We start from the raw sequence: 22,450 nt of genomic DNA, 5'->3' as shown, positions 1-22,450 counted from the left end.
CATGCATTCCTTGCTCGAACGTATCAAAGCCGGTTCCCTCTGGGATTTTCACGGCGGCATTCATCCTCCCGAGAACAAACACCAGTCCAGCCTGACCCCTGTGGTCCAGGCGGGCCTGCCGCCCCAGCTCATCATACCGGTGCGCCAGCACGCGGGCCCCGCCGGCGATCTGCTGGTCAAGGTGGGTGACAGGGTCAAGAAGGGCCAGCCCCTGACCCGTTATGACAAGGGCCGCATCGTGCCGGTGCACGCCTCCACCTCGGGGACCGTCACCGCCATCGAACCCCATACGGTGGCGCACCCCTCGGGGCTCGACGATCTTTGCGTGCTGCTCACCCCGGATGGCGAGGATGCCTGGGGGCCACGGGACGGGCGTCCCGATTACTGGAACCTGGAGCGTGGCGAGTTGCTCGAGCGCATCCAGCAGGCCGGCATCGCGGGCCTCGGCGGCGCCGTGTTCCCGACCCACAGCAAGCTCGATGGCCGCGGTCAGCTCACCGAGATCCTCATCGTCAACGGCCTGGAGTGTGAGCCCTACATCACCACCGATGACCGGCTGATGCAGGAGTACGCGGACGAGATCCTGGACGGTATCCGGGTGCTCAAGCACCTGCTCAAGCCCAAACTCACCCTGATCGGAGTGGAGGACAACAAGCCCGCCGCCATCGCAGCCTTGACATCGCACGCCACCGATGAGGACGTGCTGGTCAAGTCGGTGCCCACCAAATACCCCTCCGGCGGCGCCAAGCAGACCATAGAGCTGCTCACCGGTCGCCAGGTGCCCAAGGGCGGGCGCGCCGTGGACATGGGCATCATGGTGCTCAATGTCGCCACCGTGTTTGCCATCAAGCGCGCCATCATCGACGGTGAGCCCTTGATCGAGCGCATCGTTACCCTCACCGGCGATGCCTTCAAGCAACCGGGCAATGCCTGGGTGCGCCTCGGCACCCCGGTACGCTGGCTGTTGCAGCGCTTCGAACTGCAGCCGGAGGCGGATCAGCGGGTCATCATGGGGGGCCCCATGATGGGCTTCACCCTGCCCCACGCCATGGTACCCGTGGTCAAGGCCACCAACTGCCTGCTCTCCCCCACCCGGGCCGAGCTGCCGCCACCCGGCCCCGAGCAGGCCTGCATCCGTTGCAGCGCCTGTGCTGATGCCTGCCCCGCCAACCTGCTGCCCCAGGAGCTCTACTGGTACAGCCGGGTCAAGGAGTATGACAAGGCGGAGGGGCTCAACCTGTTCGACTGCATCGAGTGCGGTGCCTGCGCCTGGGTCTGCCCGAGCGAGATCCCCCTGGTGCAGTACTACAAGATTGCCAAGGACGATATCCGCGAGACCCGTGCCGAGGCCGAGAAGGCCGAGCGCGCCAAGCTGCGCTTCGAGGCCAAGCAGGCGCGTTTCGAACGGGAGAAGGCCGCCCGCGAGGCTCGTCACGCCGAGGCCGCCGCCCAGCGCCGTCAGGCCATGACCAAGGCGGGGGGCGACGACCCCGTTGCCGCCGCCCTGGCCCGTCTCAAGGCCAAGCAGGAGGCGGCCGACGGCGCAGCCCCATCGGATCTCAGACCGGACAATGCTGATATGGCGGCGGCCCGGGAGGCGCGCAAACAGGAGGCGCTGGCCCGCCGCGCTGCCAAGGCGGCCGAAGCGGCAGAAGGAGTGCAGAACCTGGCCGCCGAGGCCCGGGAGAGTGCTCCCGTCGCCGAGGTTGATCCCAAGAAAGCGGCCATCGCCGCCGCCCTGGCCCGTGCCAAGGCCAAGAAGGCAGCCCAGGCTTCAGAGCCCGATGCCGATGCCGCCGTGGTTGAGACCGCCCCTGCTGCGGATGAACCCGCAGCCGAGGTCGATCCCAAGAAAGCGGGCATCGCCGCCGCCATCGCCCGTGCCAAGGCCAAGAAGGCGGCCCAGGCTGCGGAGTCCGATGCCGAGACTGCCGTGGTGGAACCCGCCCCTGCAGCGGATGAACCCGCGGCCGAGGTCGACCCCAAGAAAGCGGCCATCGCAGCCGCCCTGGCCCGTGCCAAGGCCAAGAAGGCGGCTCAGGCTTCGCAGTCCGATGCCGATACTGCCGTGATGGAACCCGCCCCTGCAGCGGATGAACCCGCAGCCGAGGTCGATCCCAAGAAAGCGGCCATCGCCGCCGCCATCGCTCGCGCCAAGGCCAAGAAGGCAGCCCAGGCTTCGGAGTCCGATGCCGAGACTGCCGTGGTGGAGCCTGCCCCTGCAGCGGATGAACCCGCAGCCGAGGTCGATCCCAAGAAAGCGGCCATCGCAGCCGCCATCGCCCGGGCCAAGGCCAAGAAGGCGGCCCAGGCTTCGGAGTCCGATGCCGATACTGTCGTGGTGGAACCCACTCCTGCAGCGGATGAACCCGTAGCCGAGGTCGACCCCAAGAAAGCGGCCATCGCCGCTGCCATCGCCCGTGCCAAGGCCAAAAAACTGGCAGCCGAGGCCGCCGCGAAAGGCCAGACCGAGCCAGACCCACTTTCAGACAAGAGCCATTGATCCATGTTCAATATCGCGACTGCGCCCTTTGCCCATAACCGCAAGCAGACCCAGACTCTGATGTTGCTGGTGATCCTGGCCTGCCTGCCCGGTTTCCTGGCGCAAACCTGGTTCTTCGGCTGGGGTACCCTGATTCAGATCGTGCTGGCGCTGGTGACGGCGCTGGCCTCGGAGGCACTGGTGCTGACACTGCGTGGCCGCCCCGTGAAACCGGCCTTGCTGGACGGCAGCGCGGCCCTCACCGCCGTGCTCATCGGGCTCTCCCTGCCGCCCCTGCTGCCCTGGTGGATGCTGGTGCTGGCCACGGCCTTTGCCATCATCATCGCCAAGCACCTCTATGGCGGCCTCGGTCAGAACCTGTTCAACCCGGCCATGGTGGCCTATGTGCTGCTGCTGGTCTCCTTCCCGGTGCAGATGACCAGCTGGCTCCCCCCCGCCAGCATCGCCGCCTACGGCATCGGCTTCGGGGATGCGGTCTCGGTGATCTTCACCGGCTTCAGCCTCGATGGCTACAGCATGCTGCAGCTCAAGCAGGGGGTGGATGGCCTGACCATGGCGACGCCGCTCGACACTCTCAAGACAGGTCTGACCCAGGGCCTCACCGCCACCGAGGTGATGACCCACAAGGTCTTCGAGGGCTGGGGCGGTATCGGCTGGAGCTGGGTCAACCTCGGCTACCTGCTGGGGGGCCTGTTCCTGTTGCAGCAGAAGGTGATCCACTGGCGCATTCCGGTGGCCGTGCTGGGCGCCCTGCTGCTCTCGGCCACCCTGGGATATCTGGCGACACCGGATGCCACCGCCACTCCCATGCTGCATCTGTTCAGCGGCGCCACCATGCTGGGGGCCTTCTTCATCGCCACGGATCCGGTGAGCGCCAGCACGACACCGCGAGGCCGGATCGTCTACGGGATCATGATAGGGGTACTGGTCTACCTCATTCGCCGCTTCGGCGGCTACCCGGATGCCTTCGCCTTCGCGGTGTTGCTGGCCAATCTCTGCGTTCCGCTGATAGACAGCCTGACCCGTCCCAAGGTCTATGGAGCACGCCGCAAATGACTCACGCCCTGATCTTTCCCATCCACGCCAAGGGGAGCGCCCCATGTTAAAGAGCATGCGCAAAAACGGCGTCACGCTGGCCCTGTTCGCCCTCGCCTGCACCGCCATGGTGGTGCTCACCAACGAGCTCACCAAGGATCGCATCGCTCACCAACAGCAGCTCGACAAGCTGCGCATCCTCTCGGCCCTGCTGCCGGAGGGGAGCTATGACAACGATCTGGTAGCCAGTTGCAAGTTGGTCACCAGCCGTGAATACCTCGGCAGCGACCAGCCCATGCCCCTCTACAGCGCGACGCTCAAGGGGGAGCCCACCGGCTACGCGCTGGAGACCATCGCCCCCGACGGCTACAGCGGCGCCATCCGCATGGTGGTCGGCACCGATGCCAAGGGGACGGTCAGCGCGGTGCGCGTGCTGGCCCACAAGGAGACCCCGGGGCTTGGCGACAAGATCGAGCTGAAAAAATCCCGCTGGATCGACAGCTTCGTCGGCCGTACCCTCAATGCAGACAATGACGCGGCCTGGGCGGTGAAGAAGGATGGGGGCGAGTTTGACGCCTTCACCGGCGCCACCATCACCCCTCGCGCCGTGGTCAAGGCGGTGAAGAACCTGCTGCGCCTGCAACAGGAACACCCCGAGCTGCTGCGGGATGCCCCCGCCTGCGACGCAGCCCCATGATGCCGGAGCCAACCATGCAACAGACAATGCAAGAGTCCATGGAACAGGTGGACGTGATTGACACGGCCTCCCCGGCCGAGGGCAATGCCCGCCGCGAAGAGCTCAAGGAGCTGATGCTGCAGGGGCTGTGGAAGAACAACCCCTCTCTGGTGCAGGTGCTGGGGCTCTGCCCGACCCTCGCGGTCTCCTCCACCTTCACCAATGCCCTGGGGCTTGGCCTGGCGACCCTGGTGGTGCTGGTCGGCTCCAACCTTGCCGTCTCCCTGGTGCGCAACCTGGTGCCCAAGGATATCCGTATCCCCATCTATGTGATGATCATCGCCGCCTTGGTGACCAGCGTGCAACTGTTGATGAACGCCTACACCTATGGCCTCTATCAGTCGCTGGGCATCTTCATCGCGCTGATCGTCACCAACTGCGTCATCATCGGCCGGGCCGAGGCCTACGCCTCCAAGAACCCGCCCCTGCTGGCGGCGGTCGACGGCTTCATGATGGGGCTCGGCTTCACCCTGGTCCTGCTGGTGCTGGGGGGCTTGCGGGAGATCATCGGTATGGGCACCCTGTTCGACGGGGCGGATCTGCTGCTGGGGGACTGGGCCAAGTCACTGCGCATCGAGCTGTTCCACGCCGATGCCAGCCTGCTGCTGGCCATCTTGCCACCGGGTGGCTTCATCGGGTTGGGGCTGCTCATCGCCGGCAAGAATGCCATCAACGATCGGCTGGGCCGCAAGCACAATGCCGACAAGGCCCACTGCGCCGTGCCCGCTCCCGGCGCCCGAGCCACAGAGCTTTAAACACAGATTCGAGAGCAATGAACAACCAAAAACGCAGAGAAATTCTGGAGCGACTGCGGGATGACAATCCCCACCCCACCACAGAGCTTCATTTCAACTCGCCATTCGAGCTGCTGATCGCCGTCCTGCTGTCGGCCCAGGCCACCGACGTGAGCGTCAACAAGGCCACCGCCCTGCTCTATCCGGTGGCCAATACCCCGGCCGCCATGCTGGCCCTCGGGGTGGACGGGGTGAAGCACTACATCAAGACCATTGGCCTGTTCAACACCAAGGCCGAGAACGTCATCAAGACCTGCGCCATCCTGCTGGAGCGCCATGGCGGCGAGGTGCCGGAAAACCGCGAAGCCCTGGAAGCCCTGCCCGGAGTGGGACGCAAGACCGCCAACGTGGTGCTCAACACCGCCTTCGGCTGGCCCACCATCGCCGTCGACACCCACATCTTCCGGGTATCGAACCGCACCGGTTTCGCGGTGGGCAAGAACGTGGATCAGGTCGAAGAGAAATTGCTCAAGGTGGTGCCCGCCGAGTTCAAGCTGGATGTGCATCACTGGCTGATCCTGCACGGCCGCTACACCTGTCTGGCACGCAAGCCTCGCTGCGGATCCTGCATCATCGAGGACTTGTGTGAGTACAAAGAAAAAGTCTACCCGGAGAGCTAGGTATCGAGGCATGTGCTTCCACCTCGCCTTTAACGATATTTTATTTCATAGAATGAATCTCAATCAGTACAAATAACCAACCTGGAGAGGCAAGCAATGAGAATTCTGCACACGATGTTACGCGTCGGCGATCTGCAACGCTCCATCGACTTCTACACCCGGGTGCTCGGCATGAAGCTGCTGCGCAAGAGCGAGAACAGCGAGTACAAGTACACCCTGGCCTTCGTCGGTTACGGCGACGAGAAGGATGAAGCCGTCATCGAGCTGACCTACAACTGGGGTGTCAGCGAGTACGAGCTGGGCTCCGCCTACGGCCACATCGCCCTGGAAGCGGACGACATCTATGGCACCTGCGAGGCCCTGCGTGCCGCCGGCGCCAAGATCACCCGCGAGCCGGGCCCGGTCAAGGGTGGCACCACCGTCATCGCCTTTGTGGAAGATCCGGACGGCTACAAGATTGAGCTGATCGCCAAGAAGGATGCGGGCGCGGGTCTGGGCCAGAGCGTCTGATCCACCGTTTGCCAGAGATAAAAAAACGGGGCCATTGGCCCCGTTTTTTTATCTGCCAGCTCCCCGGTGCGCCCGACATCGGGGCGCACCGAGTCTCGGCAATCGATGCCTGGCATCACGCCAGACGGAAGCGGCCGATGGTCTGGCGAAGACCGGCCGCCAGCTGGCTCAGCTCCAGGCAGGCACGGGCGGTGTGATCGGCGCCGCTCGCCACCTCATTGGAAGAGTCATTGATCCGCTCCACGTTGCGGCCGAGCTCGTCGGAGACCGCATCCTGCTCACCGCAGGCGCTGGCGATCTGAATGGCCATGTCGGCTATCTGCCCCACCGCCACCTCGATCTGCTGGATGCCGTCGCTGGTCTGCTCGCTCTGGCTCACGCACTGACGGATCATCTCGCAGCTCTGGCCGGTCACCGCTTTCGCCTGATTGGCGCGGGCCTGCAAGGTCTCGATGATGGCGACGATTTCGCCGGTGGAGGCCTGGGTACGACCCGCCAGGGTGCGTACCTCATCGGCGACCACCGCAAAGCCACGGCCCTGTTCGCCCGCCCGGGCCGCCTCGATGGCGGCGTTCAGCGCCAGCAGATTGGTCTGATCGGCGATGCCGCGAATGACGTCCACCACCACGTTGATCTGGGCCGATTCCCGCTCCAGCTCGGCCACCAGGGTACCGGCCTGCTCCATCTCCTCGGCCACCCGGGTGATGGCCACCAGGGCCCCCTGCACCTCACGATTGCCCTGCCTGGCCAGGGCATTGGCGGAGCTGGCTGACTCGGATGCCACCTCGGTATTGCCCGCCACGTCGGCCACCGTCGCCTTCATCTGGGCCATGGCGGTCGCCACCATGGCGATCTCCTGTTGCTGGCTCTGGATCCCTTGCGCCGACTGCTCGGAGACGGTGCTCACCTCCTCGATGGCGGCGCCGAGCTGGGTCACGGCGGCCACCACCTCCTCGATGAGACCACGCAGGTTGTCCTGCATCTTGAGGGAGGCCTTGGCCAGCATGCCAAGCTCATCCTGGCCGATTTGCTGGCGATCCAGCTGATGGGTGAGATCACCGGCGGCAATGGCATTGGCCTGTGCCACCACCGCATGGAGCGGCAGGCAGATCTGGCGGGTCAGGAACCAGGTCATCACCCCCATGAACAACAGCAAGGCCCCGATACTCAGGGTGGCGGAGGTGGTCACCATGGTGACGCTGCCGAGCAGGCTGCCCCGGTTCTCCTGCACGAAGCCGAGGTTCACGTCCACCAGGGCATTGACCGACTGCTCCAGATCGCTGTAAGCGGCATTGGACTGGAACAGCGCCTCCTTCGCCTGAACCAGGCTGCCCTGAGACAGTAGCACATCGATCTGGTTGACCTGGCGCAGATACTGCTGCCAGTGCTGCTTGGCACGGTTGAACGCCTGACGCTCGTGAGCCGCCCCCACCGTCGCCTCGTAGGCGCTCAGGGCGCGCTCGACCTTGCCGATGCTGTCCTGAATGCGGCCACGGCGAGCCTGCAGATCGGCCACATCGTCGATCATCAGCAAGGCAAACTGGGCGCGGCGAACATAGGAGACGTCGTAGAGCAGATTCTCCACCGAGATGACGCTGGGCAGGGTGGAATCGGTGAAGTTCAGCACCCGATCCCTGATGCCGCGCAGCTCGCTGGCGAGAAAGAGACCGAATATCACATTGATGACGGCAATGACCGAAAAGACCACGGCAATCTTCTTGCCGATGGAGAGATTTTTATAAGACATCTTGGTTGGTGATCCTCGACTGCTGACAAGCAGGTGCACGATGGCGATCACGTCCCTGTAAACGATGGCCCGAAGCGTCCTGACGGGAGATAAAAAAGCGCGAGCGACAAGGGAAGCGGCGCTCGCAGGGGCGGCACCTTACCACAAGACCCCCATGGCCCTCATCGCCTTTCGTTGCGGCGGAACCCTTTCAGAGGTCTGCACCGTTCGGGGCGCCCGGCACAACATCGACCGGCGGTCACCAAACTTGAGCAGATTGTGGCAATCGCCCCGATGCCGTGGACAAAGGGCCCCGCCGAGGATGTAATGGAGTCCGCTCTTTTCCTCGTCTCAAGGTCTGCCCATGGATAACGTATCGACCCTCTCCCCCTCCTGGACCACCCAGCTTCGCGAGCAGATCCAGGCCCGCCCCCTCACCGCCCTCGGCCTGCTCATCGCCCTGCTGGCCGTGTTGCTGCTCCTGCTGCAAAGCCTCGTCATGCTGCTGGCGGGGGACATCAGCCCGGGGGCCCGCTATGGCCTCATCGGCGGGGTCGCCGGTTTTGCCGCCACGGCGCTGGGCGCCCTGCCTGCGCTGTTTTTGCGATCCGTCCCCCAGCGGGTGGAGGATGGCATGCTGGGCTTTGCCGCCGGCATGATGCTGGCCGCCAGCGCCTTTTCACTACTGTTGCCCGGGCTCGAGGCGGCCGAGGGGATCACGGGGGACGGCTTTCTCGCCGCCGCCGTGGTGGTGACCGGCATGACCCTCGGCGTCTTGCTGATGCTGGGGCTGGATCAGTTCACCCCTCATGAACATGACAAGACGGGCCCCTGCGGCCCCGGTCACGAGAGCTGCTCCCGGGTCTGGCTGTTCGTGTTTGCCATTGCGCTGCACAACCTGCCGGAAGGCATGGCCATCGGGGTCAGCTTCTCCCAGGGGGACATGGCGGTGGGCCTGCCGCTCACCACCGCCATCGCCCTGCAGGACATTCCGGAAGGTCTGGCGGTGGCGCTGGCCATGTGCGCCGCCGGTTTTCGCCCCTCTCTCGCCGTGCTGGTCGCCATCGGCAGCGGCCTGCTCGAACCCCTGGGGGCCCTGCTCGGGGTCGGGCTCGCCAGCGGCATGGCCATCGCCTACCCCATTGGTCTGGGGCTCGCCGCCGGCGCCATGCTGTTCGTGGTCTCCCACGAGGTGATCCCCGAGACTCATCGCAACGGTCATCAGACCTATGCCACCCTGGGGTTGATGGCGGGCTTTGCCCTGATGATGACCCTCGACACCGCGCTGGGTTGATAAGGCACTGATCTCTCACCTAATATCTAGCCACCATGCAGCCCCTGAGGGCTGTGACTTGCCAGGGAGTGGACGGAATGAGGGTCAGGATGGCCGGGCTGCTGTGCCTGCTGCTGATGGGCGGCGAGGCCGGTGCCATCGAGTATTACCGCACCGCGGCCCAATCCGATTCGGCCCCCAAGTATCTGCGCCAATCCGATGGCCGGGTCGGCGGGATCTGCGTCGACCTGTTTCGGCTGATGGAGCAAGAGGAGCCTGCCCTGCGCATTGTCGGGGATCAGGCCTTTCTCCCCCTGCGGCGACTGGAAAAAAAGGTGCTCTACGGCCAGCTGGACTTCATCTGCGGCGTGGGAGACAACCCGCAGCGGCGCCGCGACTTCAGCTACCTCAGCCCCGCCATTTTCACGGTGCGCTACCACCTGGCGGTGCGCCGCGACGATGATGTCGAAATCCGGAGTTGGGAAGATGTCAGGGCTCTTGGCCGGGACGGGGTCATTCTCATCAACCATGGCAGCGGCGCCATCGCACGGTTGCAAGCTATCGGTGACCTTCGCATCGACAGCGGCGGGATCAGCAGCGAGGCCAACTACGACAAGCTGCTGATGAAACGGGGGCGTTTTTTCTATTACCGCTCCCCGGGGTTCGAATCAGACCTTCGTGAACATCGGCTGGATACCCAGATACGCCTGTTGCCCAGGGTGATGGAGGAGACTCCCTTCTACATCCTGTTCCACCGCCAGAGCTCCCCTGAGCGGCTCAAGCTGTTTGGCGACACCCTGCAACGGCTCGCCAGCCGGGGGGAGCTGGCAGCCCTGGCGGCCCGCTACGATTGATTTTCCCGCAATCAGCCATTCGCGCCGCTCAATGCTCGGCGACATCGACAACATTTGTTATCATCCGCGCCAAGCAAGGCGGCCCTCGAGTGCCGTCCACCATAGTGCAGACACGAGACAGACGAGGTAGAGGATGAAAGTAGGTATTATCGGCGCCATGGAGCAGGAAGTCGCCCTGCTGCGTAGTCAGCTTAGCGAACCCCGCACCCTGCAACTGGGCGGCTGCGAGTTCTATCAGGGGCGGCTCGCCGGTAAAGAGGTGATCCTGACCCGCTCCGGCATCGGCAAGGTCGCCGCCAGCGTCGCTACCAGCCTGCTGCTGGAGAAGTTTGCCCCGGATTGCGTCATCAACACCGGCTCCGCCGGCGGCTTCGACCAGGATCTGCACATCGGTGACGTGGTGATCGCCAGCGAAATGCGCTTCCACGACGTGGATGTCACCGCCTTCGGCTACGAGATGGGGCAGATGGCCCAGCAACCCGCCGCCTTCCCCTGCGACGAGAAGCTGATCGCGCTGGCCGAATCCTGCATCGGCGAACAGGGCAAGCACCAGACCAAGATTGGCCTCATCTGCACCGGTGATCAGTTCATGTGCAAGCCAGAAGCGATTGCGAAAGCTCGCGCCGACTTCCCCCAGATGCTGGCGGTGGAGATGGAAGGGGCCGCCATCGGCCAGGTGTGCCAGATGTTCAAGGTGCCCTATCTGGTGGTACGCGCCATGTCTGACATCGCCGGCAAGGAGCAGGTGGAATCCTTCGATGCCTTCATCGAAGTGGCAGGCCAGCACTCCGCCGAGATGATCATCAGACTGCTCGGCAAGCTGTGATCGACGCCACCGCCTGGGAGCCTCTGGCCGCCTCGCTGCTCTCGACGAGCGCGGCCATTGCGCTCGGGGCCGCCCTGCTGGAAGCCCTGCTGCCCTGGCCTGCCCGCTTTCGACTCGGCGCCGTACTCCCGCTGCTGGTACGACTGGGTCGCCGGGTCTATCGCCCCGACGGTTCCCCGCGCCAGCAGTGGCAGGCCGGTCTGCTGGCCCTGCTGGTAGTCTGGCTCCCCTGCGCAGCCGGACTCTGGGCGGTGCGCAATCTCTCCCTGAGTGAACCCCTGTTCGACCTCCTGTTCCTGCTGTTGATGCTCGAATCCCGCCCCTTGCGCGAACTCGCCAAGGCGACCCGGGCTCTGGCAAACCAGGAGACCCTGGTGGTCGCCAGGCTGCAGGTGGCCCCTTGGCTCAGACGCGAGACGGGTAGTCTGTCGGTGATGGGACTCGTCAAAGCGGTGAGCGAAACCTGCGCACTGCGTCTGGTCGGCCAATGGGCCGGCCCCTTGTTGGGGTTTGCGCTGGCGGGCGTGCAGGGAGCCCTGCTCTGGCGCCTTGCCCAGCTGATGAACCAGGCCTGGAGCCCGAAATCGAGGGAGTTTGAACACTTCGGCCGCGCGGCGTCTGCCCTCTATCAGGGACTCTGCGCCCCCGTCATCCTGCTGCTGGCACTGCCGCTGTGGCTCACCCAGCTCTGCCTCGGCCAGTTGCCCGGACTCGGGGCTCGCCTGCGCGCCGCCCTGCCCTGGCCCTATCCAGCCATGGGCTGCCTGCTCAGCCTGGTGGCGAGCGCCACACACACTCGCCTGGGCGGTCCCCGCTACTATCAGGGCCAGCTGGTGCGCCTCCCCGTGCTCGGCGACGGCGCCGAGCCGGATGCGGGGCTGCCGCTGCGGCTGCTCAACCGCCTGGCGCTCATCGGTTGGGGATGGATGGGACTGGCACTCTTGCTCACTACCCTGGAGCTTGTCCGTGGTTAATCGATTCGCCGTGAAAGCCCTGTTCACCCTGACGCTCCTGCTCGGCTGGCCACAGAGCGGCTGGAGCCAGCCCCCCCAGCGCATCATCAGCCTTACCCCTCACCTCACCGAGCTGCTGTTCGACATCGGCGCCGGGGATCGCATCGTCGCCACCGACGACGCCTCCGATTTTCCCCCCGAGGTGAAGACCAGGCCCCAGGTGGCCAACTACCGCAGCATCAATCTGGAAGCCCTGCTGGCGCAAAAGCCGGATCTGGTGGTGGCCTGGCGCTCCGCCCAGTCCCGCATGCTGGCCCCGGTGGCCCAGCTCGGCATCCCCATCTTCTACTCGGAACCCACCGACTTTGCCTCGCTGGCGGACGAGATGCGCCGCCTTGGCAAGTTGCTCGCATTGGAGCCAGGCGCCAATGCCCAGGCCGATGCCTATATGGCGAGACTCGATGGCTTGAAACGGCAATACGGCCAGCCCAAACCCGTCTCCGTGTTCTACCAGCTCTGGTATCCGCCGCTTACCAGCGTCAGCGGCTCGGCCTGGCCGGCGCAGGCCATCGCGCTGTGCGGTGCCACCAATGTCGCGGCCGGGGCCAAGACCCCCTACCCCCAGATAGGGCTGGAACAGGTGATCAAGGCCAATCCGAGCCTCATCCTGGCCGGGAGTCAAGATCCCGCCGTGCTGACCCACTGGCAGCAGTGGCCCATGCTGGACGCCGTCAAACATGGGCAACTGAAGCTCATCAATCCCGACGAACTGCACCGTTTCACCCCCCGCGCCCTCAATGCGGTGGAACAGGTGTGCAAGGCAATACAGGCGATCCAAGAGACGGCTCCCCATTCCTGAAGCCGATAACCGTCAATCCTGAGATATCGGTTAAGTTTCTTGCTTCAAACGTCGATAACTGTAAATCCAGCATTTTCTCGGCCGATCACATTCTTCTTGCAAGAAACTCGCGCCTTATTTGTTAGTATATGATTCATCACTGTTTTTAATGAGATGCTCACTATGTTCAATGAGAAAACGATCCTGATCACCGGTGGCACAGGCTCTTTCGGCAAGCTCTTTATCCAGACCATACTGGAGCGCTATCAGCCCCGTCGCCTGATCGTTTACTCACGCGATGAGCTCAAACAGTTTGAAATGCAGCAGGAGTACAATGCCCCCTGCATGCGCTACTTCATCGGGGATGTGCGGGATGCCAACCGGTTGACCATGGCAATGCGCGGGGTCGATTATGTGGTCCACGCGGCAGCCCTCAAGCAGGTGCCCGCCGCCGAATACAACCCCATGGAATGCATCAAGACCAACATCCACGGGGCCGAGAATGTCATTCAGGCCGCGCTGCTCAATCAGGTCAAGAAGGTCATCGCCCTCTCCACCGACAAGGCCGCCAACCCCATCAACCTCTACGGCGCGACCAAACTCGCTTCCGACAAACTGTTTGTAGCCGCCAACAACATCGCAGGCCAGGATCCCACCCGTTTCGCGGTGGTGCGTTATGGCAATGTGGTAGGCTCTCGTGGTTCGGTCGTACCCTTCTTCCAGAAGAGAATTGATCAGGGAGCAACGGCACTCCCCATCACCCACGCCGAGATGACCCGATTCTGGATCACCCTGCAGCAGGGGGTCGATTTCGTGATCAACAACTTCTCCCGCATGAAGGGGGGGGAGATCTTCGTCCCCAAACTGCCTTCGGTCCGGATCACTGACCTGGCTACCGCCATGGCTCCCCAGCTAAAACAGGAAATCATCGGTATTCGGCCTGGTGAGAAACTGCATGAAGTGATGTGTCCCGCAGATGACTCCTATCACACCTTCGAGTTTGACGACTTCTTCATCATCGGCCCTACCATCAATTTCAATAACCGTAACAACGACTTTTCCGTCACCGCGACGAATGAAGCTGGAAACTTGGTTGAACAAGGATTCGAGTATAACTCTCGCAACAACGGCGATTTTCTGACCATTGAACAACTCAAAGCATTGAACGACAAGATGGTGGTGGCATGATTCCGTACGGGAGACAGTCTATCAGCGAGGCGGATATCGAAGCCGTCGTCGAGGTATTGAGATCCGATTTTCTGACCCAAGGTCCGGTGGTTCCCCGCTTCGAGCAGGCGGTCGCCGATTATTGTGGCGCCCGCTTCGGCGTGGCCGTCAACTCAGGTACTGCCGCTCTGCATATCGCTTGCCTAGCGCTGGGTGTGGGGCCTGGGGACTGGGTCTGGACCTCTCCCATCAGCTTCGTGGCTTCCGCCAATTGCGCTCTCTATTGTGGGGCTCAGGTAGATTTCATTGATATCGAGTCCGACACCGGCAATATGTGCGCCATGGAGCTGGAACAAAAACTGGTAGTAGCCAAGAAAGAAGGGCGCCTGCCCAAAGTGGTCATTCCGGTGCATTTCGCGGGGCTCCCCTGTGACATGAAAGAGATCTACCGCCTGGGACAAGCGTATGGCTTTCGTATCATCGAAGATGCCTGCCACGCCCTCGGCGCTCGCTACTATGACGAACCAACCGGCAACGGCCGCTACAGCGATATCACCGTCTTCAGCTTCCACCCGGTGAAGATCATCACGACCGGTGAGGGTGGCATGGCGATGACCAACGACCCCGCCCTGGCCAAAACCATGCGCCTGCTGCGCAGCCATGGCATAACCCGGGAACCAACCGACTTCATCAATGAACCCGATGGCCCCTGGTATTACGAACAGCAGATGCTGGGCTTCAACTACCGGATGACGGATATCCAAGCTGCACTGGGATTGAGTCAAATGCAGAATCTGGAAACATGGATCATCAAACGGAGCGAAATTGCCCATCGTTATTTTGAAGCCTTAGCGCCCTCACTGCTACCCATCTATTTTAATGAACAGCTACGTAGTGCCTTTCATCTTTATGTTCATCACGTGCTTCCTCAGCAACGCAATGTATATTTTCACTATCTGCGTGAAGAAGAGATTGGTGTAAACGTTCACTACATACCTATTTACCAGCAACCTTGGCATCGGATATATTCTAATATACAACTGGAGAATGCGGATAAATTTTACAGCGGAGCTATTACTCTACCTTTGTTTCCAAATATTGAAGACGAACACTTATCAGAAATAATAAACAGCATTCGAATTCTTATGCAATTTAAGTACTCAACTGAAGAGAATCAGTGTTAGTTACACTAAGGTATTACCCTTTATCTTCATTTTTTAAAAGACCAAATTGGGTTGTTTTTATCCTTATTATCACAAAAATCTATAGCCTGACCTATAAAACAGGAAAACAAGTCAACATCATTTTTCACCGCGGGAAATATATTATAGTCATCACCAAAAATAACCCCACCCTTTTTTAGCAAGCCATAGTAAAGATTAAGTTCCATAAATGTCTCACCAGCCTCATGAGCCGAGTCTAAGTAAACCATATCAACTTTGTATTTCAGCACTTCAATCATCCTAGCGGCAACGACCGATGACACTCGAAGAGGAATGACAATGTCATCCATTTTATATTTACGTACGGTAGAGATGAAATTCTCAAATAGCTTTGGCTGTCCACTAGATGTCCCCATGATAGAGTTGAAACTTCCCTTCAACCACATGTTGATATCCCCACACCAAGTATCAACACAGATAATCAAAGCCGGAATATTATTTTTCTTTATATATTCCGCAATAAAGCAAGCTGAAGCACCACAAAAAGATCCGACCTCAATAATGAGATGTATTTGTCCATCATCAACACGACTAAATAAGTAATTCAAGTCTCGCTCTGAAATATGAGCATTGCTTGGAACACCGTAATACGTCGGCTCAAATAATGGTATAGATGCGTATATGTCATTCACACAGAAAAGATCTAGATTAATTTCTTTTGCTGATGGGTAAAACTTTTCGCTACGATCTAGTTTAGTAATAACATCTTTCAATTGGTAATCAGCTTCTGTCGTAGAGGAAAACCAATTGTTCATTTTCTCTGACGTTATGACATTAAAGTTTTTCATAGTATTTATCTTTAAGAATATATCCATGTAGAGTTATTTAAAACACATTAAAATAACCATCAATAAACTTTACGTGATTTATCGTTCTATCAACCAGAGGTCAGTTGCTTAGACAATTCATGATATCCATTTAGAAAACTTTTTTCTGAAAAATATTCTCGCTGTACTTTAATATTTTTCTCTATGAGAGACAACATATCTTCCGACTGCGACATCTCAATAAAACAAGATGCGTCACTGAAGTTGGTAACAACACAACCATTTCCATAAGAAACATACGCTTTATTACCAGGCACATCTGATAATACAGGGATACAGCCTCTCCCCATGGCTTCAATTGTTGCAAAGTCACAGATAGAATATTTTTGTAGAATAATATAGAAATCGCATTCATCAAATATATATTGAATATCATGATGGACCTGCCTTTCTTTTATCCATAGTACATTATCATTTAAATCATTTACGATAATATTTCTCTCTACCAAGTCATTTCTAGGACCTGAGCCTACCAGAACCCACTGAATATCCTTTCCAAAGCGCTTCTTAAGATCTCCTAGAAAAATAGGAATATTCTCAATTGCCTTCGCATCATTAACCATTGCAACAGTAACAAACTTAATTGTGTTTGGACGTAAAAAACCAGCTAAAAGCGATTTTATCTTATCAGAATATGAAAAATCATATACCTCACATCCGTTATGAACTATATGGTAATCAGCCATAAGGCTCTCTAATTCAGGAGCAGTCTTCAATAATGAATCATATCCTCCTAGAGATGGATAAACATTCTTCTTCACACCGGAGAGACAGTGCTTATGTATCAAATCCCAAGTAATTCTTAGTCCATCACTAGGCATTCCACCATATGCCAAATATTCATAATACATACTTCCCTGACCATGATAGACAAGTGCTTTTTGAGTGAAATCAAATAAGGAAGAAAATATAAACGCTGCTTCAATATCGTGGAATATGTATATATCCTTTGATGTAAAATGGATTTGCTCATGTAAATTTAATACTTTGTTCATATAGGCTTGCATATGTGCCAATCTTTCATCAAGAGCATTCATATTATTGTATGGAAATGTATGGCTAAGCGTATGCTCCCATAAATCAATAATCGCACCATATATATCAAGACATTTAGGTGGATAGAATATTCTTGGTTTATCAACACAAGCAGGGCTGATCATCTTGTCACCAAAGACATAGAAGTCATTCTTCACAAGCCCTAATGACTGATTGCTTTTTTGCAGTCGATAAATCACACCAGCTGGACCACCACACTCTCCAGCATATTTAAAAAATGTGAAATTAAATACTCTGGGAAGTTCAGGGTCATAAATAGCCCCATGACTAGTTGAGCAAAAACCACTTAAATCATTATTATTGTTACTCTTTTTTGATGATAGCATTAATAAAAAAAGTTCACGAGGATCTGCAGATGCGGGATACACTGTTCCAATCCCATTGACTTCTTTAAATATTAGTATTTCATCATGTTTCATATCCAATAACTGGAGAGAAATAACAACCTGATACCTATAGTTGGCAACTATTACGGGTACGTGAGAATAATGTTCAGCCAGCTCTCTCGGGCTAATTATTGGAATCTGTTGATAAAATGTACCAGTCTTTTTTAGATCATTATCGCAAAAAGCAATAACAGTCCACTCCGCTTGCAGTAGATATAATGCAAGAGCCCCCTCCACCGTTGGGCCGAATATTATTGCATATTTACGAATAGACATAGATTATCACTCCAGCAAGAACATGCATTTACATCATTCAATTAACTTTAAAAACTGACATATTATTTTTTCATGTGAGAATAACTTACGGCTCATCCTAGACCGAACTGTATATTCAGATATGAATTCATCATCCCTGAACGCCCGTAACATGCCAATGAGGAGCCCACCCGTTGAATTTTCAACAAGGAGTCCAAATTCTCCTTTCTGTAGAATATTATTTGAACCATCATTATCAGTAGCAATAACTGGCTTACCTAATATAAGCGCTTCACCAATCGACAGTGGTTGCCCCTCAACATGAGAAGATGATATATATACATCGGCAGCATTGATATATTTGTATGGGTTATCAGTAAACCCCACCAAAGTGACTCGTTCTCTCAACCCCAGTGTATCTATCTGGGCCGATAACCTATGGCGCGCATCACCATCACCAATGATAATCAAATGAACATTGCCATCTAAAATACCGCACAATTTTGAGAAGGCATCGATTAACCGGTCAAAACCTTTAATATCAGTTAAACGCCCAACCGACACAAAATTAAACGAACCAGGAAGTTCCACATTTTCTGTAGCTAGGTTATTTATCTGCTCGATATCAAAAATATTCGATATAATAGATTTTTTGACAGAAACATTAGGAAATAATTTGCAAAAACCTTGTAATCCAGATGGCGAAACAAAAACTAGTTCATCAAACTTACTGTAACACTTTCCTTCATCTTCATCACTATAATAAAAGCTTTTTGTCCAGTGATAACCGCCAAGGTCCGTATGGCACCACGCTATCCGATTTTCAGCCGGAATATGAGCGCAAAATAATGTTGCAGGCCCTTCAAGAAAGGCAATGACTGTATTAAATGGTAGACCAAGCATTGACTCATATATTTCACCTGGTGAGATAGTTCGCAGTAGGACCCTAGCTTCTATATCCTCATCTGAAGAGAACAATTCAATATGGTTATGTGGCGCACAAATCATACGACTGTATTGCCCGCCCCCATAAATAGAGATGACATTGGCTATAACACCTTCATCTCGTAATACTCGAAGAAGATTAACCAAGGCTCTTTCTGCACCTCCCGAACGCAGTGAGTTGATCACGATCAGCAAAGGCCCTTGTATCTTCTCACGAAATGCAGCACGTTTATCCAGAGCAATTAATTTTCTTGACTGCCATAGTACCTGACCGATTAGAGGATCTGACTCAATATACTTTATCTGATTATCAGTAACATTTAAGCCTATCAACTGAGACTTAATCTCGGAGAAATACATACTAGCAACTAAGATATAATCATAGTCTTCAGGAAGACCATCATCAATATGGCTAACCGTATAGCCATCCACTACAGTTCCCTTTTTAGTATAATCATTATCATAAATAGATAAGACGTCATACTGTATAAATATTATTTCCTTAAGATATTTATATAAACCACCGGTACCAAATACAACAACCTTCTTCTTATTCATAAGATATCCTGGCAGTATTTAAAGTGGTTAACCCTAAATTATTATCATGTGAACTTACATTTAAACTAACATAGGACTCTATGAAAGATTATTTTTCATACAATGATTTTTCTGGAAGGAGTCGTTCAAAAGCCAAATTGATTATTTTCTTTGAATTTAGGAAATCCTCTACACTCATATCCTCTTTGGTATATCGCCCTCGATATATTGCATCATTGATGCAATATATCGAAAATTTACCACTATCTATATCTTTAGCAATTCGCTCTGCATCTTTAATTGTTCTTATTTCTATATGGACCCGCTCTTTTTTCCACTTATTATATCTTGCAGGATAAAACTGCCCAGTAACTAATTGCCAGTACCGAAATAGATATTGGTTAACATCCTCATTGCTTCTAAATTTAGATGCAGTAGTTATTTTCATTCTCTCATCTTCTTTATCCCAAACATCCAAAAATGTAGATTTTAGATATGGAGTAGGAAAATGATTCATGATGAAGCCTGTATGTCCTTTCCATTTAAGAAAAATAATATTGTTAATAGCATGCCACCCGTATGCTATGTTAAACCATTTGTTAAAGTTATTTAATATCAGTCTCTTTTTCTCATATTCAGGTTTGACATGCCGATTGAAGTTTTTATTTATTAAGTCGATATCATTCAAAACAATATGAGAAATAAGGCCGTCGTGAGTTGCATCCATAATAGCAAAATCAACCGGAAGCCTATCTTTAAAAAACTCATTTTTCTTTAATGGACGCAATATAAACAGATCATCATTGAAATATACAAAGTGTTCACTTAACCCTTGTATATTGTGTAAATTTATTTCAAGTGGGTTAACGTTAAATAAGGGCAGGTTTGATTTATCGATATAGTCGCTATGATTGATAACGACCAACTTGGGGTGGTCTATATTCAACCAAGAAGGTAAATGCCCCCATGTTATCAAAAATATTTTATTTACCCATGGAGTAAACTTCTCAAATGCTCTAAAAATATACTGCAAATTATCCCAATCCTGATATCTAGAGGCATTATTAAGTTGTACGTTATCAGCTTTATATTTCCTGAATTCAGCTAACCAAGCTGGATCGCTACCATCTACCCATGGCAAAACAAAATCAACATTAAAGTTTTCAGTACTCATTTTGCATTACTCGGTAGTTATTCAAAGCATTAATGACTGCATCATCCATATCGAAATAACGGTATTCAGCGAGGCGACCCAGGGCAATCAACTGTGGGAACTGGGTTAACTCATCACGATAAGCTTGATAATGCTGCTTGGCCGTGTCTGTAAAGAGCGGGTAATAAGGCTCAAGTCCCTGTTTTGGCTGATAGTCACAGGGATATTCGTATACGATGCTGGTACCGGGATGCACCTGCCCACTGAAATGCTTGAACTCGGTGATCCGCGTGAAGGCTTCTTCATTCGGATAATTGACGGTAGTGGCCGGTTGAAATTGTTCCTGCGCCAGATGGCGATGCTCGAAACGTAGCGAACGATATGGCAGATCTTCCCCCTCTTCAGGCATCAGCTGGTCCAGCATACCGGTATAGATCAAGGGGCCATCAAAGAGCTCCTCATCCAAGAGCACCTGCTTCAACCGCCAGTCCAGTCTGACATGCTGCACCATGGGAGTAGACAATCTCACCTCAATCAGCGGGTTAGCAAGCATGCGCTCAAACATGGCGGTATAGCCATCGGCTGGCATCGCCTGCCAGGGATCGGTGAAATAGCGATCATCCCGACTGACCACCACGGGCACCCGCGCCGTCACCTCGGGAGAAATCTCGTCTGGCGCCACACCCCACTGTTTGCTGGTGTAATTGACGAAGGCTTTCTGATAGATGAAATCGGCCAGCTCACCCAACAGGGGATGCTGCTCTTTCCGCAGCTCCAGGATCGGTACTCTGGCACCGTCACCGAACCGGGTGCGAAGGGCCTCGATCATGGCGCTGGCTTTATCGGCAGGGAAACATCGCTCGATGCTGGTCAGGTTGAACGGGATAGGCACCAATTGTCCGTCGATACGTGACAACACGCGATGTTCGTATGGCAACCATTGGGTAAACTGCGACAAGTAATCCCACACCACCTTGTTATCGGTATGAAATAGATGTGGGCCATAGCGATGGATCAGCACGCCGTGCTCGTCCTGCTCATCGAAGCAATTACCGCCGATGTGATCGCGCTGCTCCAGCACCAGTACCTTCCAGCCAAGCTGGCTGGCCATTCGCTCAGCCATGACAGCACCGGAGAGCCCGGCGCCAATGACGATTGCTTGATAGTTCACGCCGCCTCTCCAAACAGTTGTTGCATGACTTGGGATGGGTGGGCCCGCTGAGTCCATGCCAATTGATGCCGCTCATCAAAGAACCAACCCGGCGCCAATTTCGCGACCTCCGCAGCAGACTGCTCGATAAGCTGCGTGAAGCGTACGACGTCATCCTGGCGCAGAAAATAGAGCGCGGCGGAATAGTAGTGATGGGCACGTCCCTGGGCAATGATCACGGGATCAGCATCGAACATAGCGGCATTGTCACAGGCGCGCAGCAGATCGTGCAGTGACTGCTCACGGCGTTCTGCCGACTTGCGGGTCTGCCCACCAAAGCTCTGAGTATGAAAACGGTAACGCCCCAGCGGCTCGGGAATGAAATCCAGAGTTCCTGGGTTGAGGGAGAGATTCAGGATGTGCCAAGGATAATCGAGAATGATCTTGCACCCTTCATCAATGGCATCAGCCATGCCGTCATAGCGGTGAAACATGATGGAGCTGGCATTGACGAAGACCCCGAAGCGGATCAGCGCCTCCCGCGTCATCACGGGCTCGAGGTAATGGGCGTTGTAGTAATCGCGGGTGAAGAGCTTGATAAGCCCATAGGTCTCATCGTCAAACATCTCCGCCTCGTGATAGCAAAGCGTGCAGCCGGGGTGCGCGTCCAGATAATCGGCCTGACGCTGCAGCTTGCCCGGCAAGGCCAGGTCGTCTCCATCCACATAGGCAAGGTAAGCCCCTTGCGCTTCGGCAAGCAGCCGCTTCTGGGTTCTGGCCAGCCCCATGTTCTGTTCATTTTGCAGGGCCCGCAGCCCCGGCCACTGACGTGCCAGCCGCTGCATGATGGACCAGGAGTCATCACTCGAGCCATCATCGATGGCGATCACCTCGAACTCGAAATCAGTTTGCTGTTCAAGCAGGCTGAGCAGGCAGGGTTCGATGAAGCGCGCCAAGTTGTAGACGGGCACCAATACGCTGACTTTCATAGGTAAATCCAAGGAAAAATGAATAGAAAAGAAGCTGATGAGAGAAAATGGGCAAGGCTACTGCACGGCCCCTGTCAACCCTTCCCCTCTCCGT

20 protein-coding genes are annotated in these 22,450 nt (G+C 55.7%); 13 read left to right on the top strand and 7 right to left on the bottom strand.

Annotation, left to right across the window (positions count from 1 at the left end; translation table 11 throughout):
• Nucleotide 1 precedes the first annotated feature (1 nt).
• The 6 genes from rsxC (at nucleotide 2) to gloA (ending at nucleotide 6,198) form a co-directional block, all read left to right on the top strand.
• On the top strand, nucleotides 2-2,503 hold the full coding sequence (gene rsxC / locus ACW5W7_RS14980; RefSeq protein WP_456502224.1) for an electron transport complex subunit RsxC: 2,502 nt from the start codon (nucleotides 2-4) through the stop codon (nucleotides 2,501-2,503).
• Between the two features lie 3 nt (nucleotides 2,504-2,506).
• Nucleotides 2,507-3,559: an electron transport complex subunit RsxD gene (gene rsxD / locus ACW5W7_RS14975; protein WP_434667195.1), complete on the top strand. Its 1,053-nt coding sequence runs from the start codon at nucleotides 2,507-2,509 to the stop codon at nucleotides 3,557-3,559.
• Nucleotides 3,560-3,602: 43 nt separating this feature from the next.
• Nucleotides 3,603-4,235, top strand: a complete 633-nt coding sequence (gene rsxG, locus ACW5W7_RS14970) for an electron transport complex subunit RsxG (RefSeq protein WP_456502223.1) — start codon at nucleotides 3,603-3,605, stop codon at nucleotides 4,233-4,235.
• A 38-nt stretch (nucleotides 4,236-4,273) separates the two neighbouring features.
• Nucleotides 4,274-5,029, top strand: coding sequence for an electron transport complex subunit RsxE (locus ACW5W7_RS14965; protein ID WP_434668409.1), 756 nt, complete (start codon nucleotides 4,274-4,276; stop codon nucleotides 5,027-5,029).
• 17 nt (nucleotides 5,030-5,046) lie between these two features.
• Nucleotides 5,047-5,688 (top strand): endonuclease III, encoded by a 642-nt coding sequence (gene nth / locus ACW5W7_RS14960; RefSeq protein WP_349921801.1) that lies wholly within the window; start codon nucleotides 5,047-5,049, stop codon nucleotides 5,686-5,688.
• Between the two features lie 96 nt (nucleotides 5,689-5,784).
• Nucleotides 5,785-6,198: a lactoylglutathione lyase gene (gene gloA, locus ACW5W7_RS14955; RefSeq protein ID WP_456502222.1), complete on the top strand. Its 414-nt coding sequence runs from the start codon at nucleotides 5,785-5,787 to the stop codon at nucleotides 6,196-6,198.
• A 115-nt stretch (nucleotides 6,199-6,313) separates the two neighbouring features.
• Here the strand turns inward: gloA and ACW5W7_RS14950 are convergent, their stop codons facing one another.
• Complete coding sequence (locus tag ACW5W7_RS14950; RefSeq protein WP_456502221.1) at nucleotides 6,314-7,945, bottom strand: methyl-accepting chemotaxis protein; 1,632 nt, start codon at nucleotides 7,943-7,945, stop codon at nucleotides 6,314-6,316.
• 343 nt (nucleotides 7,946-8,288) lie between these two features.
• On the opposite strand from ACW5W7_RS14950, the gene ACW5W7_RS14945 reads away from it, so the two are divergent.
• The 7 genes from ACW5W7_RS14945 (at nucleotide 8,289) to pseC (ending at nucleotide 15,019) form a co-directional block, all read left to right on the top strand.
• The gene (locus ACW5W7_RS14945; protein WP_349921798.1) at nucleotides 8,289-9,218 is read left to right on the top strand and encodes a ZIP family metal transporter; all 930 of its coding nucleotides are present in this window, start codon (nucleotides 8,289-8,291) and stop codon (nucleotides 9,216-9,218) included.
• 77 nt (nucleotides 9,219-9,295) lie between these two features.
• Nucleotides 9,296-10,051, top strand: a complete 756-nt coding sequence (locus ACW5W7_RS14940) for a substrate-binding periplasmic protein (RefSeq protein WP_349921797.1) — start codon at nucleotides 9,296-9,298, stop codon at nucleotides 10,049-10,051.
• Nucleotides 10,052-10,184: 133 nt separating this feature from the next.
• On the top strand, nucleotides 10,185-10,877 hold the full coding sequence (mtnN, locus tag ACW5W7_RS14935) for a 5'-methylthioadenosine/S-adenosylhomocysteine nucleosidase (RefSeq protein WP_349921796.1): 693 nt from the start codon (nucleotides 10,185-10,187) through the stop codon (nucleotides 10,875-10,877).
• A complete protein-coding gene (locus tag ACW5W7_RS14930) occupies nucleotides 10,874-11,851 on the top strand; it encodes a cobalamin biosynthesis protein CobD/CbiB (protein ID WP_456502220.1) in 978 nt (325 codons plus the stop codon). The genes mtnN and ACW5W7_RS14930 overlap by 4 nt, the downstream gene beginning before the upstream one ends.
• A 19-nt stretch (nucleotides 11,852-11,870) precedes the next feature.
• On the top strand, nucleotides 11,871-12,689 hold the full coding sequence (locus tag ACW5W7_RS14925) for a cobalamin-binding protein (protein WP_456502263.1): 819 nt from the start codon (nucleotides 11,871-11,873) through the stop codon (nucleotides 12,687-12,689).
• Between the two features lie 162 nt (nucleotides 12,690-12,851).
• Nucleotides 12,852-13,856, top strand: a complete 1,005-nt coding sequence (pseB, locus tag ACW5W7_RS14920) for a UDP-N-acetylglucosamine 4,6-dehydratase (inverting) (protein ID WP_434667182.1) — start codon at nucleotides 12,852-12,854, stop codon at nucleotides 13,854-13,856.
• Nucleotides 13,853-15,019, top strand: a complete 1,167-nt coding sequence (gene pseC, locus ACW5W7_RS14915) for a UDP-4-amino-4,6-dideoxy-N-acetyl-beta-L-altrosamine transaminase (protein ID WP_456502219.1) — start codon at nucleotides 13,853-13,855, stop codon at nucleotides 15,017-15,019. The genes pseB and pseC overlap by 4 nt, the downstream gene beginning before the upstream one ends.
• Before the next feature lie 26 nt (nucleotides 15,020-15,045).
• On the opposite strand, the gene ACW5W7_RS14910 is transcribed toward pseC, so the two are convergent.
• The 6 genes from ACW5W7_RS14910 to ACW5W7_RS14885 form a co-directional block, all read right to left on the bottom strand.
• Entirely contained in the window at nucleotides 15,046-15,846 is an 801-nt protein-coding gene (locus ACW5W7_RS14910) for a class I SAM-dependent methyltransferase (RefSeq protein ID WP_456502218.1), read from the bottom strand.
• Between the two features lie 89 nt (nucleotides 15,847-15,935).
• Nucleotides 15,936-17,603 carry a glycosyltransferase gene (locus ACW5W7_RS14905; RefSeq protein WP_456502217.1) on the bottom strand — a complete coding sequence of 556 codons (1,668 nt, stop codon included), beginning with the start codon at nucleotides 17,601-17,603 and terminating at the stop codon, nucleotides 15,936-15,938.
• Between the two features lie 33 nt (nucleotides 17,604-17,636).
• On the bottom strand, nucleotides 17,637-19,085 hold the full coding sequence (locus ACW5W7_RS14900; RefSeq protein ID WP_456502216.1) for a glycosyltransferase: 1,449 nt from the start codon (nucleotides 19,083-19,085) through the stop codon (nucleotides 17,637-17,639).
• A gap of 88 nt (nucleotides 19,086-19,173) precedes the next feature.
• On the bottom strand, nucleotides 19,174-20,238 hold the full coding sequence (locus ACW5W7_RS14895; RefSeq protein WP_456502215.1) for a Stealth CR1 domain-containing protein: 1,065 nt from the start codon (nucleotides 20,236-20,238) through the stop codon (nucleotides 19,174-19,176).
• Entirely contained in the window at nucleotides 20,228-21,388 is a 1,161-nt protein-coding gene (glf, locus tag ACW5W7_RS14890; protein WP_456502214.1) for a UDP-galactopyranose mutase, read from the bottom strand. Before glf ends, ACW5W7_RS14895 begins: the two co-directional genes overlap by 11 nt.
• Nucleotides 21,385-22,368 (bottom strand): glycosyltransferase family 2 protein, encoded by a 984-nt coding sequence (locus ACW5W7_RS14885; protein WP_456502213.1) that lies wholly within the window; start codon nucleotides 22,366-22,368, stop codon nucleotides 21,385-21,387. The genes glf and ACW5W7_RS14885 overlap by 4 nt, the downstream gene beginning before the upstream one ends.
• Nucleotides 22,369-22,450: the final 82 nt, after the last annotated feature.

This window comes from Aeromonas intestinalis, assembly GCF_054052485.1.
The sequence above is the reverse complement of the archived record's forward strand: the minus strand, read 5'-3'. Positions and strand labels throughout refer to the sequence as shown.